We start from the raw sequence: 16,645 nt of genomic DNA, 5'->3' as shown, positions 1-16,645 counted from the left end.
GTGTGGTCGCTCTGGCATTTTCTCTTATGTGGCTACCTATGTGGGTTGACTAATATATGTACAACAAAGATCAACACACTCTAATTTAATTTTTGTCGCTTTTGAGTAAAAAGGTAATGCAATGCGTTATATCGCATTAGGGCTGCGAGATAGTCTGGCTATCATGGCTGGATATATTCCTGTTTCATTTTCTTTTGGATTAACCGCCCAGCACGCGGGATTATCAGCCTGGATGACGATGGCTGTGTCGATGTTTGTCTATGCTGGAGCCAGCCAATTTGTATTGGTTGGGTTAGTCGCAGCTGGCGCTGGCGTTATCAATACACTGGTTGCGGTATTGCTTATAAATGTACGCCATCTGTTTTATGGTCCATCCATCGCACGTTTTTTTAGTGGTCACAAAGAGCGTTTCCCGCTAGCTGTTTTAGCGTACGGATTAACCGATGAGGTGTTTGCCAGTGCGAGTGGGCGTTTAGCTGAGATAGAACCTGCTGTTCGCCGCCGCTGGTTTTTCGGTGTCGCGCTCGGTGCGTATTCCTCTTGGCTGTTGGGGACTGCTTTGGGGCTTATCTTAGGTCAACAGCTTGCCAGCGGCCCTGCTTGGCTCAATGAAACCATCAGTTTTGTGCTACCAGCCTTATTTGCCAGTTTATTGCTGGAGATTATGCATACTTCAGGATTAAAAGTGATTATAGCCAGTGCCGTTATCACCGCAGCGTTATTGCCACTGGTTGCTTCGCATTGGGCCATGTTACTGGGGATGATTGGCGGAGCGGCGTTTGCTATGTTAAGGCGTAATTATGAGCACTAGTATTTGGTGGATCATTTTAGGCGGTTGTCTGGGGACGTTTTTAATTCGTTACCTGCCACTGCGCCGCGCCACTAAATCCACAGGTAGTAGCCGCGATAATGCCTTGAGACGGTTTTTGATAGCCCTTGGCCCGAGTGCAATTACGGTGTTGTTAGTGGCATCCCTTTGGCCGATGGTTCATCTCTCTCATGCATTCGGCGACAGTGCAAAAATTGTCGGTGCGTTAATTGTTATCTGCCTGGTGAAATATCGTTGGGGCGGCATTGCCTTACCAACCTTTTGCGGGGTTGGGGCATTTGCGGTATTAGCGTATTGGTTGGGATAGGTTGTTACAGTTACATTGAGCTTATTCATAACCCGGCATCCGCTTCGCTTCTGCCGGGCTACATGAATATTGGTGATATTTTCGTGAGTTTCCTTCAGGTATCGTAGCCCGGGTGAAATGAAATGGAACCCGGGGGGGATGTGAGCGTATTTGATGCCCGTATGTTGATTTGGGGGATTTCCCGGCATCCGCTTCGCTTCTACCGGGCTACATAAATATTGGTGATGTTTTCGTGAGCTTCCATCAGGTTTCGTAGCCCGGATGGAATGAAATGGAACCCGGGGTTATGTGAACTTGTTTAATGCTCGTATGTTGATTTGGGTAATTTCCCGGCATCCGCTTCGCTACTGCCGGGCTACGTGAATGGCGAGGATATTCTCGGAGGGTATTCCATGTTTGATGGTGGTTTTATTGTAGCCCGAATGGAGCGAAGCGAAATCCGGGTCATGCTCGGTTTTCGCTACTCCCAGCATTCGTTATGCCACTGCCGGGCTACATTAATCTAAAAACAATATCGATTTAGTTAATCCGTTTATATTTAATGCGATGCGGCTCAACGGCTTCAGCGCCTAAGGTTTTCTTCAACCACGCTTCATAATCAGTAAAGTTACCTTCATAAAAGTTCACTTGCCCTTCATCACGATAATCTAAAATATGAGTCGCGATACGGTCTAAAAACCATCGGTCATGCGAGATAACTAACGCGCATCCGGCAAAGTCGAGAAGAGCATTTTCCAGCGCTCGCAGCGTTTCTACATCCAAATCGTTGGTTGGTTCGTCGAGCAGTAGAACATTACCGCCTGTTTGCAATAATTTGGCCAGATGCAATCGGCCTCGTTCACCACCAGAGAGCTCGCCAACGCGTTTTTGCTGGTCAGTTCCTTTAAAGTTAAAGCGGCCCACATAAGCGCGGCTTGGAATATCGATATTGCCCACTTTTAGAATATCGCGCCCGCCAGAAACTTCTTCCCACACAGTTTTGTTGTTATCCATTGCGTCACGGAACTGATCGACTGCTGCAATCTGCACTGTTTCACCAAGGCTTACTTCACCGCTATCGGGCTGTTCGGTGCCTGTAATCATTTTGAAAAGCGTTGATTTACCCGCACCGTTCGGGCCGATAATGCCAACGATTGCGCCTTTGGGAATACTAAAGGACAAGTCATTAATGAGCACTCGACCATCAAATGACTTACTTAAATGTTCGACATCAATAACCTTGTCCCCTAAGCGTTGCGCAGTTGGAATGAACAACTCATTGGTTTCGTTACGTTTGGTGTAATCTTGGTTATTAAGCTCTTCAAAGCGAGCCATACGAGCTTTGCTCTTCGCTTGGCGACCTTTAGGATTGCTGCGTACCCAGTCGAGTTCTTTCTGGATGGATTTCATGCGTGCTTTTTCTGATGCCGCTTCATGTTCTAGACGCGCTTCTTTTTGCTCCAGCCATGAAGAATAGTTTCCTTCCCATGGGATCCCTTCGCCGCGGTCCAACTCTAAAATCCAGCCTGCAACGTTATCAAGAAAATATCGGTCATGGGTGACGGCAACGACGGTGCCTTCATAATCTTTTAAGAATCGCTCCAACCAGGCAACTGATTCTGCATCTAAGTGGTTAGTTGGTTCATCCAGCAATAACATGTCTGGTTTTTCTAGTAACAACCGACATAAAGCCACTCGACGGCGCTCACCACCAGAGAGGTGTTTAATTTGCGCATCCCAAGCCGGTAAACGAAGTGCATCTGCTGCGCGCTCTAACTGGTTATCAAGGTTGTGGCCATCGGCTGTGGCGACAATTGCCTCTAGTTCTTGCTGACGCTGCGCGAGTTTATCAAAGTCAGCATCTGGGTCTGCATAAGCGGCATAGACCTCATCAAGCTCTTGCTGAGCGTTAATCACTCCAGAGAGTGCCTCTTCAACTGTTGCGCGAACTGTTTTTTCTAAATCCAGTTGTGGCTCCTGTGGCAAATATCCAACTCGAGTGCCGGGGTTAGCGCGAGCTTCTCCTTCGATGTCCGTATCAACCCCTGCCATGATGCGCAGTAGTGTCGATTTACCCGCGCCGTTAAGCCCAAGTACGCCAATTTTAGCGCCAGGGAAAAAGCTTAACGAAATGTTTTTTAAGATGTGCCGTTTAGGCGGGACGATTTTACCAACACGGTTCATGGTGTAGATAAATTGAGCCATATGAGTAAATCCTTCTTTTTTCAGATGAGTGGGCATAAGAGTTAGCCCTTAGATTCTTAGGGGCTGTTGACCTTTTGTGATTAGTTTTGCAGCAATCTGAGAGGAATTTAGGCAAGGCAAACGTTGCGCCGTGTAGTCATTCTCCACAAAAAACGTTTAACGCTGGATAAATTCCTCTCAGATACTGCCCTTCGGGTTCATTTAAACGCATCCTGAACTTTGTTGCACCCTGTTTGCTTAACTTATTAAGCGACACAGGATGCGCCGCGTTCAAAATGCGTTTAATTCGAACAAAATTTAACCACCAAAGATCAACAACCCCTAGTAATTATACATAGAAAAATCGCCCAAACGATACAAGCTGCGCACATGAGTTATTGATGGTTTTGTTTTTTGTCAGATATCACCCAAAGTAAGAGTAATTAATTGGCAGTATTTTGCATAAGCACTATATCTATAAATGGGGGATTTATAGGCAAGAGCATTGAGCGATAATTGATCTGAGTGCCCTTGCACGGGAGATTCGTGTTAGTGGTTTGTTGATTGGTTGTAAACCGTGTTTTCGGGGATTTATCAGCGTGGCTTGGCCATTTTTTTGATTTAATTATAAATATTATTTTTAAGCAAACTCCACATGAGCGCTGGTGGGTGCGGTAAAATTTCAAACCGTTTGAAATGACAAGCCCTTAGGGGCTAGAAAAAAGGGTTAGGGGAGTGTGATTAAATAACTAGCAAAGAGATTTTTTAGACTTTTCTTTGCATTATTAACTGTGTAGGATGTTTTTCTATTGTTGCCCATTGGTTTGAAGTGAAAAACTCTTCTGATTGTCTGTTTTTCATCTAAATCTCTCTTGTGTACAACCATCATCCGATAAAGTTTTTTGGTGACTTTTGCTGGTTTTTCTTAGCGCTCTGGGGGCTATAACTCAGGGGCGGTAGCGTACCTTTTTACTTGATGGACAACATGTAATAACGCATTTGGATTAGTGGTTATTTTCTCCAAGTTTTGCCTAAATCGATACTTTGAGCAAAGCTTAAAAACAATCATCGTGATTGTGGAATATTCTTAATATGAAAAAGAACAAATTATTGCGAGGCCGTATTTCTGCGGGATTGCAGCTACTGGCCCTTTCGGCAATGACTGTGAGTTTTGCCGCAAAATCATCGCCTTGGCTCGAACCCGATAATACGTATCTTCGCTCTGACCTGCAGGTCTTAGCCGATGCCGGGCTGATTACGACCCCAATTAATACCTACCCCGTACGTTGGTCTCATGTTTACGAACAGTTAAATATGATTGATGCCAATGAACTTTCTCCTGTTTTAGCGCAAGCCTATGCTCATGTGAATTATGCCATTCAAGGGGCGTTAATCGATCGCGGTAATCGCCGTTTTAAAGTGGCTTACGCAAAAAATGCCCGTGATGATTCAAGTTTTGCCGCGCCTATGACGCAGCATTGGCAAGCGCTATCGAGCTATGAGTTAACCTCGACTCACTATGCATTTCGCTTAGCGGCTAATTATGAGCGCCGTCCTGATAAATCAGGGAACGAGCAAGATAAAATCACCCTCGATAATAGTTACATCTCATTTAATGCAGATAATGCCAGTGTTGAGTTTGGCTCGCGCCAGCGTTGGTGGGGCCCTACGTGGATTTATAACTTAGCTTGGGGACATACCCGCGGCACAATCCCCGGGATAGATTTAGCTTATGATGGTTATAATTGGCCCGTGATTGGGAGTTGGCATGTTGAAACCTTTATTGGCCATTTAGAAACAACCCAAGATGATGCCAAACAGTGGTCCAGCCGCTTTGAATTTAGCCCAGTTAGTTGGTTCGATTTAGGCTTCGGTTACCAGCGATGGTATGCCAAAGACGGTTTTACTGGGTATTTCACCGGGCTTAATTCCAGTGATAGTTCGATTGACCAATACCATGGTGATGTGCGCATTAGCTTGCCAAAATTAAACTTTGGAAGCGATACGTTGACTCAAAGCATCTATGCGCAGGTTTCGACTCTTAATGATGACAATTCAATCGGCTCAGTTGTCTATGGTTGGCAAAGCCAATTTAATCTAGGCCAACAGTATCTGCGCTGGGTACTTGAAGCCAAAACACTCTCCAGTGATGCCAAAGAGCAATGGCAACAAGGCATGCAAAATAAAACAACTTTGGCAGGTCTTAATAACGATTTGGCACTTAATAATGCTGATGTGGGTGAGTCAAAAACGGTTAAATTACTTTGGGTTACTCCCAATGATTGGGAATGGACGATGCAGTTGCAACGTTACCAAAACACAAATGAAGAAGATAAGGATAAGTTGACGGCATCGATTCAATTGCCGTTGGCAAACAGCCTCGTAACATTGGGGGGCGATTATAACAAAAACCCTGATGCCGGCGTTGACCAGTGGAATTACTGGGGAAGTTGGGATTTTCGTTTTTAATTAATTTTTAGGTTTATGTCGCGAATGAGAAAACTACAAGCAGGTATTATTGCCGCATCAGCGGCTTTTTTCAGTTTAACAAGTTATGCTGCGAATTTTTCAGCGGCACAAATAGCACAATTTAAACAGCTTCCCCAATCACAACAACAAACCCTCGCCAAAGAGTACGGTGTCGACCTTAGTTCACTTACTGGTGGTAGTAGTCAGTCTGATACACAAGATGTGATACATCAGCAAACGATTATGCCGCGCAACGTTGATGCTAATTCTAATCCACAACCGAATAATCAAAATGACCAAAGTAAAAAGCCAGGCGAGTTAATCGATTTTGGATATGATTTATTTGCAGGGCAGCCTTCAAGCTATACCCCAGTTGATGATTTACCCGTACCGAATAACTACTTAATTGCGCCAGGCGATGAGATTGATATTCAGCTGTTTGGTTCAAAAAACGAAAGTTATCAGCTTGAAGTACATCGTGATGGCAGTATTCAGTTCCCTGAATTAGGGCCGATTCATGTTGCTGGTTTAACCTTTAGCGAATTAAAAAGTAACTTAAACAATCGTATTAAAAAACAAATCTTAGGGGTTGATACTTCTATTTCTCTTGGCTCTTTGCGTACGATGCAGGTGTATGTCTCTGGTGATGTTTACAAGCCAGGCGCCTATAACATTCCAAGTTTAGCAACGGTAACTCAGGCATTAATCGCGGCCGGTGGCTTTAGAAAAACGGGCTCGCTTCGAAAAATTGTCGTGCGCCGCAACCACAAAGTCATTGACCGACTTGATCTTTACAACTTGCTATTAAAAGGCGAAACTAAGCACGATATTCGTTTGCAATCAGGCGATACGGTATTTGTTGAATCAAAAGGGCCTGATGTCAGCATTGATGGACAAATCCGTCGACCAGCAGTTTATGAGATGAAAGTGGGTGAAACCCTCGGCGAGTTAATTAAAAACGCCGGTGGCAGTAAAGCTGATGCTTATTTGCAACAAGTTGAGATAAAACGATTCGCTGAAGATGGCGTTCATGTTTTAACGGCCGATGCCGAGAACGCCCAAGGGTTAAATGTTAAATTGCATCCTGGTGACAAAGTTCGATTAAAACAGGTAAGTGATCAGCTTAAAAATTCAGTGATTGTTCGTGGTGCAGTGACTCGACAAGGGGCTTATGCGTTTCATCAGGGCATGAAAATTAGCGACCTATTTACCAGTGGTGCAGATGACCTGCTAGAAAATACCGACCAGTCATATGCCTTAATTGTGCGGGAAACTGACGCGCAGCATCATATTAAAGTTTTGCAGTTTAATTTAGGTGCAGCTTTGAAAGGTGGGCAAAACACCCAAGATTTAACATTGGATAATAAAGACCAAGTTTTTGTCTTTTCCAATAATTTAGATACTAAAGCGTGGCAAGAACCCAAACAACCGCTAAGACATGATAATCAAAATGGAAACTTTGGTAACAGTTATGTAAATAATCAAAATTACAACGGTCAATCTCAGAGCTATAATAACCAATCACAGTATTACAGCAATAATAGTAACCAAAGCCAAACAAATGGGATGCAGCCAAATAGCCAGCAGCAAAATGGCCAAACAAATACGCAATCCCAAACTAATGCCAATTCACAATCCCAAAATGCCGGTTACACAGCAGCTGCGGGGCAAGCGGTTGCAAATAATAGCAGCCAATCGAATACTAATAATAGCCAGCAGCAACATCAGATAGACCCGACCACAGGTGTTCAAATTGTTCAGAATAACAATCCGCAGGCTAATTTGTTTACGCCAAATAGTGACGACCAGCAAGATAATGGCCCCTATTCACGACAGGTTTTATTACAACCCATTATAGAGCGTTTAAGGGAACAAGCGGTCAATGGTCATGCAGTGCAGCTTTATGAAATTACCGGTTCTGTACCATATCCAGGCACGTATCCATTAGTTGAAGGTGCAACGGCAAAAGATGCGATTGCAGCGGCTGGGGGATTGCTTGAGTCAGCGGCGAAAGATCAAGCTGAACTGACTCGAGCAGTAGTTATGCCAGGGAAAGTATCGCTCAATCATGCTCGCTTTGATCTTGCCAAAATTATGAGTGGAACAGGCAGTAACTTTACACTGCAGTCAAAAGACAGCATTGAAATTCAGCGTAAAACTAACTGGACCATTGATAACACGGTAGAAATTCAAGGGGAAGTTAGCCACCCGGGAACTTATACCATTGGTAAAGGTGAAACTATCGCTGATTTAGTGGCGCGAGCGGGTGGGTTAACCCAGTACGCTTATCCACAAGGCGCCATTTTTAGCCGAGCTGTATTGCGAGCTCAAGAGCAGCAGCATATGAAAATGCTCTCAGATAATCTGCGCCAAGAAATTGCATCCTTAACGCTGCGCCGGCAAACCTCTGATGCCCAATATACGACGAGCCCTACTGATGCACTTAAAGTTGTGAACGACCTCAATTCAACCTCTGCCATTGGTCGGTTGGTGATTAACCTCCCACAGATATTACGAGGCAGGGAAGATAGTGATGTAATGCTTGAAAACGGTGATAAGTTATATATTCCACCACGGCGCAATACTATCTCAGTGATGGGACAAGTGCAGATGCCAAGCAACTTCACATTTAACTCAAGTAAGTCTGTGCAACAATATATCGATTTGGCTGGCGGCGAGAAAAAACAGGCCGATGATGACCGAGTATACGTCATTCGCGCGAACGGTTCTGTGATGCTACCGAATCAATCCTATTGGTTTATGCGCTCAAGCAAGCCACTGCAGCCAGGGGATACCATTGTTGTACCAATTGATTCTGATTACCTAGACGGCTTAAGTTCACTAAGCACAGCAACCAAAATTCTTTATCAGATGGGCGTTGCTTGGAAAGCTGTGAACTAGATTTATACGTAATTCTTTGTAGCCCGGGTGAAGCAAAGTGGAACCCGGAGATTCCTCTATTTGTAGCCTGGATGAAACGAAGTGGAATTCAGGTTCTCTTTAAAACAGTGACATTTCAATGACAGAAACACCGAATCAACAACAAATTCCCCAATATCCGCCGCCTGGTTATTATTATCCAATGCCGCAAAATAGTGATGATGAAATTGATTTAAGAGAGCTATTCTCTGTCCTTTGGAAAGGAAAATGGTGGATTATTGCATGTGCTTTTATACTTGGGCTCGCTGGTGGAATATACGCTTTTTTGCAACCAGATATTTATGAGTCAAGTGCTTTAATTGCCCCGGCAGACAGTAATCAATCCAGTCAAATGGCTGGGTTGGCAAGTCAGTTCGGGGGATTAGCATCTCTTGCTGGCATTAATTTAGGTGGCCAAGGCACTGACAAAGCTACTTTAGCTTTGCAAGTTTTACAATCGCGCAAATTTATTGGTGATTTTATCGAGCGTCATCATTTATTGGTCCAATTAATGGCAACTAAAGGCTGGGATAAAAAAACAGGAAAACTAATATACAATACAAGTTTGTATACCCCTAAAACTAAGCAATGGCTAGATAATGATGGCAAAAGCTTAAAACCCACCCGTTTAGAAGCCACACAATATTTCCTTAAAAAAATATTAGCTGTGAATACAGATACCAAAACAAACATGACGACAGTTAGTATTAACTACTATTCACCTATAATAGCTAAACAATGGGTGACTTGGTTAGTGGCTGATTTGAATGAAGAGATCCGTCAGCAAGATATGAGCGAAGCGCAAAGTAATATGCAATATTTAGAGCAACAGATAGCTCAAACAAGCTTAGCGGATAACCGAACGATGCTATTTAAACTAATAGAACAACAAACTAAAACACTGATGTTAGCTAAAGTTCAAAAAGAGTATGCGTTTAAAACAATTGATCCTGCTGTTGTTGTAGAAAGTGCAAGTAAACCAAAACGTAAACTGATTATTATGATTGCCCTTGTCTTAGGTGGCTTCTTAGGAATCTTTTTTGTTGGTATTAAAGAGTTTATTCGTAATGATAAAAAACGTTAGTTTGATGCTCTCAAAGCTTACATTTTATCACATGAATATCCCTGATTTTAAAGGGTTGAACAAATTGAGGATTACCAATCCCCCTTCTATTTTAATTGATCGGGTTTATATATTTTAAGTTAAATAGGATCAATTTATAGCGTGTTTTCATTGACTATTAAAAAAGAGCCTTTTATGACTAGCTTAGCAAACCTATTCATGCGTTTTTCAGCCTTAACCGATTACCGATAAATGGGCAAAGTGACCCACAAATCGTCAGATATTATTTTGCTGACAGTTTGTGATGTTTTATCGGGAGAGCTAGATGAGAAGGTATCGTTGATTTTGGTGAAATGAGGTGAAATTTTCTCAAGCGTTATGGCAATTTTTCAACGGATATTCTGCCATGCGATACAGTAGAAAAAGTAGTGGGTTTGCTCAATCCGAAAGAGTTTAAATTAGCATTTATTGATTGGATAAAAGACTAACATAAGCTAATAAAAGGCAAATCTATTGCTGTTTGATGGAAAGACAGTGTGATGGCCTTACAACAAAGTCAAAGGCCATCAAGCAATCCATATTGTCAACGTGTTTGCGACAAGGAATAGTGTATAATTAGTGCAATCGAAGTTGAATTCGGAGTATTTTAATTAAAGTGTAAATGAGTGAGTTTTAGTGAAAAATATGTATATTAGGTGGACTTCTAGGGGCTTTTTTTCAGAGTTAACAATATTAATGTTAGCAAAGTTATATTCTGAAATAACTAATAGTAATTTATATGTTGATTTTAGCAATAATAATATAGGGAGTAAAAATTTAAATCCGTATATAAATATAGATGTCAATGAATTAACTATACCAATTCTTAGAAGAAGGAGTTATTGGGATCATAGAACGATACAAAATAAACTAATTGATTTCTTTGTGAATCTATATTATTTTAATTCAACGGGATTTATGTCTCACGATATACTTTTTAAAAAAATATGGAATAAAAATTTTGAAAAAGAGTTGCTAGATAATTTTAAAATAGATAGAGAATATATATCAAAATATTTTTTAAGTAATTGGATACTTTCTAATAACGTTAAAAAACGTGTTAAAGAGATTGAAGACAGAAATAAAATGCCAAGTAATTATTATTCATTTCATATTAGAAGAGGTGATAAACTAAAAAGTGAATCTAATTTAGTAAATATTGAAAAGTATTTTCAAAAGTTAAATTTTAAAGAAAAAAGATTATCAGTAATATTTATTGCTACAGATGATATTGCATCCATCAGCGAAGTGGATAATTATCTAAAAAAAAATAAAATGGCAAAAAAAATAAAAGTTGTTACAAACAAGAATATTGGCAGTGGACATAATCAATCAGATTTTAATATAAAATCAAATAAGTTTAAATCTGAATTAATAGTAGATTTATTGGCAGAGGTCGAAATTATAAGAAAATCATCATTCTTTGTTGGTTCATATACTTCAAATATTAGTAGATATATTTATTTGCTTCGAAATGGTGTGGATAGTTTTAGTGTTGATAATGAATTTTCTTTGTATTATTAACTTTGGTTCATAGTTGAAAAGAATATTTTGATATGATTTCGAATATAAAAACATTAGTCTGGTTATTAACTAAAAAGCAAAGAAGGTATTTATACCTGATGCAATTACTTGTGATTATTTCATCAATTTGTGAGTTAGCAAGCATCTTTACTATAGGGCCTTTTATGGCTATTGTTGGTAATTCAGAGAATTTAAATAATTCAAAATATTTATCAAAAATATTTGAATTAAGTCACCTATCTAATCGAATAGATTTTTTATTTTATATTGGGATTGGTGTTCTTTTAATTCTTGCAGGATCTGCGCTTTTATCTATGTATACAACCTATAAATTATCGTTGTTTGGTGCAAGGATAAGCGCAGATCTCTCTGCTAGACTATATAAGTACTATATATGTCAACCATGGTTGTTTCACGCAAGCCAAAACAGTAGTTCACTTACAAATAAATTAGCGCAAGAATCAATTCGGATTAGCACACAAATAATACAACCTTTACTTACTATAAATTCTAAGGTAATGATTATTCTTGGGATAGTTATATCATTAATATACTTTAATCCAGAAGTTGCTATATTAAGCTTTTTTCTTTTCTTTTTGACTTACGTAATATTATACCGAGTTGTTAAAAATAAATTATATAAGAGTGGTCAAGAAATAACCAAAATAAATGGGGAACGATTTAAGTTAATGAATGAGGGTTTTGGAGGTGTTAAGGATATTCTTTTACTTGGAAGACAACATAGTTTTTATACTAAGTATGAAAGTGAAAGTATTGAATATGGAAAAATTCAAGGTATTATATTGGCTTTATCCCAGATTCCCAAATATGCTATAGAATTTGTTGCTTATGGAAGTATTATTTTTTTAGTGTTATATTTGATCAAAATTTATAATGGTCATGTTGATTCAATTCTTTCTACTTTATCAATATATGCGTTAGCAGGTTTTAAACTCTTACCTTCTTTTCAACAAGTGTATGTATCTATTACTCAAATTAAGGCAAATATTTCAGCTTTTGAAAATTTAAAAAATGATTTATATAATAGTAGTAAAAAAAGTAATTTGGATTTTAGAAATACGCATAAAAAGCTAGATTTAACGAACGAAATAGAATTAAGGAATATAAATTTTAAATATTTAAATAAAAAAAATTATGCGCTTAAAAATATAAATATAAAAATCGATGTAAATACAAGTGTAGGATTTGTTGGGGCATCAGGTTCAGGTAAATCAACATTGATAGATATACTTCTTGGACTAATCCAGCCTAGCTATGGCAGTATGATTATTGATGGTAAAACTGTAACAAAAGGTACTTTAAGAAATTGGCAGAATAATATAGGCTTTGTTCCTCAAAGTATATTCTTGTCAGATGCTTCTATTCGAGAAAATATCGCATTTGGAATTGATGAAAATAAAATAGATGATGTTTTAGTTGATAGGGCAATAAATATCGCAAACTTAAATGATTTTATAGACGCGCTACCTGAAGGTAAAGACTCTATTGTTGGAGAAAGAGGTGTTCAAATATCAGGAGGTCAAAGACAGCGAATAGGGATTGCTAGAGCATTATACAATAATGCTGACGTATTAGTACTTGATGAGGCAACTAGCGCCTTGGATGGAATTACTGAAGGAGCTGTTATGAATGCGATCTCAAATTTTTTTGGAGTTAAGACTATTATTATAGTTGCGCATAGACTAAGCACTATCATGCAGTGTGATAAGATTTATTTAATGGATTCTGGAAATATTATTGATAGTGGTAGTTATAATGAATTAAAAACTCGAAGTGATATATTTCAAAAAATGGTCAACTCAAATGTAATTAAATAGTTATCTACCCTTATAATTAAGTCTTTTATTTTTATATGAAAAAAATTTTACTATCAAAAGATTGGTCTTATCCTGATATTTTACGACAGTCACCTAATCATAGTGGATGTTGGGGAAATATAGTTTTAACCGAAAATAATGATGAAGAACATGATTATTTAGTAGTTTTAAATCGGCCCCATAAAAATATTAGAACTAATTGTGATAAGAAACATAGATATATATTCATGCAGGAACCTCCAGTAGCAGAATATGAATGGCATAAAAGAAGTTATTCTCAGTTTGAGTATATATTTGCTTTTTGGAATGATGAACCTAATATAATTAGTACTCAAACATGTCTTCCATGGCATATAAATAAAAGTTATGACGAGTTGTTGCATTTGGAGCCTGAATCTCTACATAAAAGTGATGAAATTGCATGGATCACTAGTAATTCCAGGTCTCGTAAAGGTCATGTGCTCAGAATGGAGTTATTAGACTATTTAAATGAGAAAGGTTATCCAGTTAATTTATATGGAAGAGGGTTTGTTCCGATAAATGACAAATTTACTGCGTTATATCCGTGTAAATATTCTCTAGCTATAGAGAACTATTCATGTAGAGATTATTGGACAGAAAAATTAACAGACTCTTTTTTATCTTGGAATATGCCTATATATTGGGGGGCTACTAATATTACAGATTATTTTCCTAAAGAATCTATGATATTAATTGATATAACAGATAAAGAAAAAAGTTTAGAAATTCTAAAGGAAGCTATAGCTAATAATTTATGGGAAAAAAATATAGAGTATATTAGAGAATCACGAGATTTAATATTAAATAAATACCAAATATTTCCGTTTTTAAATGATTTAGTTAATCATAATTCAAATAATAATTGTATCGGTAGTTATATAATTAAACGAAATCTACCGGATGGAAACCTCAGTGGTAAGTTATTTTCCTTTTTAAAAAATAGGATGATGGGTAAATGAGTATACTGTTAACTATAGTTATTTGTACATATAATAGGTCTAGGTATTTAGAAAATTGCTTACTATCATTAGCTGAGCAGTCTGTTGATACCATTAATTTTGAGGTTCTCGTTGTAGATAACAATTCATCCGATGAAACACTCAGAGTAGCTAATAAATATAAAAATTTTTTTAAAAACTATAAAGTAGTCACTGAGCATCAAAATGGGTTAAGTTATGCCCGTAATCGGGGAGCTAAAGAGGCTTCGGGCGATTGGGTTGCATATATTGATGATGATGGGTTTGTTAATAGCGATTTCGTGTTTTTAGCAAATATGACAATATCTGAATATGATTTTGACATGTTTGGGGGTGTGGTTATTGATGTATTTGAAAGAAAAAAACCTAACTGGTTAAATTTCCCCCTTTACCCAAGGTTGGGTGAGTCCTCAGTTGAGGGTATAATTAAATTAGAAAAGAATACAATCTTCGGCTGTATAATGTGTATTAGAAAATCGTTAGTATTGTCTTATAAGTTTGATAATTCATTAGGGATGAAAGGAAATAAAATTGGTTTTTCAGAAGAGAGTGAGTTTCAAAACAGGATCAGAAACGACGGCTATGTAGTGGGTCAAAATCCTATTCTTGTTTTGAATCACACAGTCATGCCGTCTAAATATAAAATTTTTTGGCATATTAAATCTCAGTTTTATTTAGGCCAAAACTATTGGATTAAAGAACATAGAATACCGAACATTATTTTTGATATATTATTTGGGCCCTTTAAAATTATCGGATTGTTACTTTTAAAGTCTATATATTCTTTAACTAAAATTGTAAAGAAAGATTTTCATTTAGGGAATTATATTTTAAATATTTTACAACCGACAGCTTATGGGGTTGGGAAATGGTTATCTGCTTTTGATGTTTTATTTAAAAATAGATTAATTACGGAGGCAAAGTGAGTATGGGGCATTCTAGTTTATCCCCTATTGTTCTATTTGTATTTGATCGGCTTGAACATACTATGCGGACTATTCAATCCTTGCAAAATAATTATCTAGCTGACTCGTCAATATTGTATATATACTCCGATGGACCAAAAGAAAATAAAAATTCTGTTTTTGCAGTACAACAAGTTCGCGATTATATTTTATCCATCACTGGTTTTAAGAAGGTCAATATTATATATAATAAGACGAACAAAGGATTGGCTAATTCAATTATTTCTGGTGTTACAGATGTCATAAGTAAGCATCATAGAGTTATTGTTTTAGAGGATGATATAGTAACGGCACCTTTTTTCTTGAAGTATATGAATGACTCGCTTAATAAATATTGTGAAACTGAAAAGGTAATGAGCATATCTGGTGGAAATTACCCAGTTGATTTATCGACTGTTAATAGTGAAACTTTTTTTTTGCGGATACCTCTATGCTGGGGATGGGCCACATGGGAAGATCGTTGGGAAAAATTTAATAGAGATTTGAGCTTAGTGAATACACTTTCTCTTTCAGAAGTGAAATATATGAATTTTGATAACTCACATAATTTTTTTCAGCAAGCAGAGTTAAATCTATCAGGTAGATTAAAGACCTGGTTTATCTTCTGGTATATAGTTGCAGTGAAGCAGAAAATGCTGACTCTCTTCCCAAAAGAAAAAATATGTATGAATATAGGGTTTGATGGAACAGGACAAAACTGTCAAAAATCTAGTGAATTCCAGTTTGAATATTTGACTTATAATAATGAGATAATTTTAGATGATATTGAGGTCGAAGAAAACAAGCAAGTTTTCTTTATTTATAAAGAATTCTTTTTGAAAATTAGAAAAAATATTTTTAAAAGAATTCTTAGACGAGGCAAAGATATACTTTATGGGGCTTTTAAATAGATTTAAATGGCAAGTTACTTCTATTAAACTTCGACTTTCTCTCAAAGGATTTTATTCATCTATACGTTCAGTTAGTGTTGATTGTTCTTTTTCTGAGTATGTGAGGTTATACGGAAATACTTCGTTAAATAATTGTTGTGTTGGTAGATATACTTATTTTGCTGGAACTAAATCTGGAAATGCTACGTTTGGTCAATTCTGCTGTATTGGCCCAAATACTATAGTCGGTGGTTTAGGAACACATCCGACTAATATGATTAGTTGCCATCCGGCTTTTTATTCTCTCCTTAGACAGGCTGGTGATTCATTTGTCAGTAAAAGTTTTTTTTCTGAATATAAAGAAACAAATATTGGGAATGATGTTTGGATAGGAGCAAATGCTATTGTTTTAGATGGTGTTTGTATAGGTAACGGAGTAATTGTCGGAGCTGGAGCTGTAGTTGTTAAAGATATTCCACCATACGCAATAGTCGCAGGAGTACCTGCTAAAGTTATTCGCTATAGATATTCCCAAGAGAAGATTGATGCTTTACAACGAATAAAATGGTGGAATTGTTCTCGGGAAGAGCTGAAATTAGTAGCTCATATCTTTAGAGATAATGATGTAGATAAATTGTATAGTAAATTTTATAGTGAGTAGA

The 16,645-nt window shown here is 37.9% G+C and carries 12 protein-coding genes; 11 read left to right on the top strand and 1 reads right to left on the bottom strand.

Going from position 1 to position 16,645, the window contains the following annotated elements; genetic code table 11:
- Window positions 1–121: 121 nt before the first annotated feature.
- Together ABTQ23_RS04775 and ABTQ23_RS04770 are read left to right on the top strand one after the other, a co-directional pair.
- Window positions 122–811 carry an AzlC family ABC transporter permease gene (locus ABTQ23_RS04775; RefSeq protein ID WP_408614490.1) on the top strand — a complete coding sequence of 230 codons (690 nt, stop codon included), beginning with the start codon at window positions 122–124 and terminating at the stop codon, window positions 809–811.
- Window positions 801–1,136, top strand: a complete 336-nt coding sequence (locus ABTQ23_RS04770) for an AzlD domain-containing protein (RefSeq protein ID WP_408614489.1) — start codon at window positions 801–803, stop codon at window positions 1,134–1,136. The genes ABTQ23_RS04775 and ABTQ23_RS04770 overlap by 11 nt, the downstream gene beginning before the upstream one ends.
- Window positions 1,137–1,655: 519 nt before the next feature.
- On the opposite strand, the gene ettA is transcribed toward ABTQ23_RS04770, so the two are convergent.
- Window positions 1,656–3,320 (bottom strand): energy-dependent translational throttle protein EttA, encoded by a 1,665-nt coding sequence (gene ettA / locus ABTQ23_RS04765; RefSeq protein ID WP_408614488.1) that lies wholly within the window; start codon window positions 3,318–3,320, stop codon window positions 1,656–1,658.
- Between the two features lie 1,071 nt (window positions 3,321–4,391).
- Here ettA and ABTQ23_RS04760 point away from each other — a divergent pair.
- The 9 genes from ABTQ23_RS04760 to ABTQ23_RS04720 all read left to right on the top strand — a co-directional run bounded on the left by ABTQ23_RS04760 (window position 4,392) and on the right by ABTQ23_RS04720 (window position 16,644).
- Window positions 4,392–5,768 carry a capsule assembly Wzi family protein gene (locus ABTQ23_RS04760; protein WP_408614487.1) on the top strand — a complete coding sequence of 459 codons (1,377 nt, stop codon included), beginning with the start codon at window positions 4,392–4,394 and terminating at the stop codon, window positions 5,766–5,768.
- Between the two features lie 24 nt (window positions 5,769–5,792).
- Window positions 5,793–8,669 (top strand): SLBB domain-containing protein, encoded by a 2,877-nt coding sequence (locus tag ABTQ23_RS04755; RefSeq protein ID WP_408614486.1) that lies wholly within the window; start codon window positions 5,793–5,795, stop codon window positions 8,667–8,669.
- A gap of 118 nt (window positions 8,670–8,787) precedes the next feature.
- Window positions 8,788–9,771, top strand: coding sequence for a Wzz/FepE/Etk N-terminal domain-containing protein (locus ABTQ23_RS04750; protein ID WP_408614485.1), 984 nt, complete (start codon window positions 8,788–8,790; stop codon window positions 9,769–9,771).
- A gap of 654 nt (window positions 9,772–10,425) precedes the next feature.
- A complete protein-coding gene (locus tag ABTQ23_RS04745; protein ID WP_408614484.1) occupies window positions 10,426–11,313 on the top strand; it encodes an O-fucosyltransferase family protein in 888 nt (295 codons plus the stop codon).
- A 98-nt stretch (window positions 11,314–11,411) separates the two neighbouring features.
- Window positions 11,412–13,151, top strand: a complete 1,740-nt coding sequence (locus tag ABTQ23_RS04740; RefSeq protein ID WP_408614483.1) for an ABC transporter ATP-binding protein — start codon at window positions 11,412–11,414, stop codon at window positions 13,149–13,151.
- Window positions 13,152–13,186: 35 nt separating this feature from the next.
- Entirely contained in the window at window positions 13,187–14,131 is a 945-nt protein-coding gene (locus ABTQ23_RS04735) for a glycosyltransferase family 10 domain-containing protein (RefSeq protein WP_408614482.1), read from the top strand.
- Window positions 14,128–15,075, top strand: a complete 948-nt coding sequence (locus ABTQ23_RS04730; RefSeq protein WP_408614481.1) for a glycosyltransferase family 2 protein — start codon at window positions 14,128–14,130, stop codon at window positions 15,073–15,075. The genes ABTQ23_RS04735 and ABTQ23_RS04730 overlap by 4 nt, the downstream gene beginning before the upstream one ends.
- On the top strand, window positions 15,072–16,004 hold the full coding sequence (locus ABTQ23_RS04725) for a hypothetical protein (protein ID WP_408614480.1): 933 nt from the start codon (window positions 15,072–15,074) through the stop codon (window positions 16,002–16,004). Before ABTQ23_RS04730 ends, ABTQ23_RS04725 begins: the two co-directional genes overlap by 4 nt.
- Window positions 15,988–16,644, top strand: coding sequence for a CatB-related O-acetyltransferase (locus tag ABTQ23_RS04720; RefSeq protein WP_408614479.1), 657 nt, complete (start codon window positions 15,988–15,990; stop codon window positions 16,642–16,644). Before ABTQ23_RS04725 ends, ABTQ23_RS04720 begins: the two co-directional genes overlap by 17 nt.
- Window position 16,645 lies beyond the last annotated feature (1 nt).

The organism is Celerinatantimonas sediminis, from assembly GCF_046054195.1.
Lineage (GTDB): Bacteria > Pseudomonadota > Gammaproteobacteria > Enterobacterales > Celerinatantimonadaceae > Celerinatantimonas.
The sequence above is the reverse complement of the archived record's forward strand: the minus strand, read 5'-3'. Positions and strand labels throughout refer to the sequence as shown.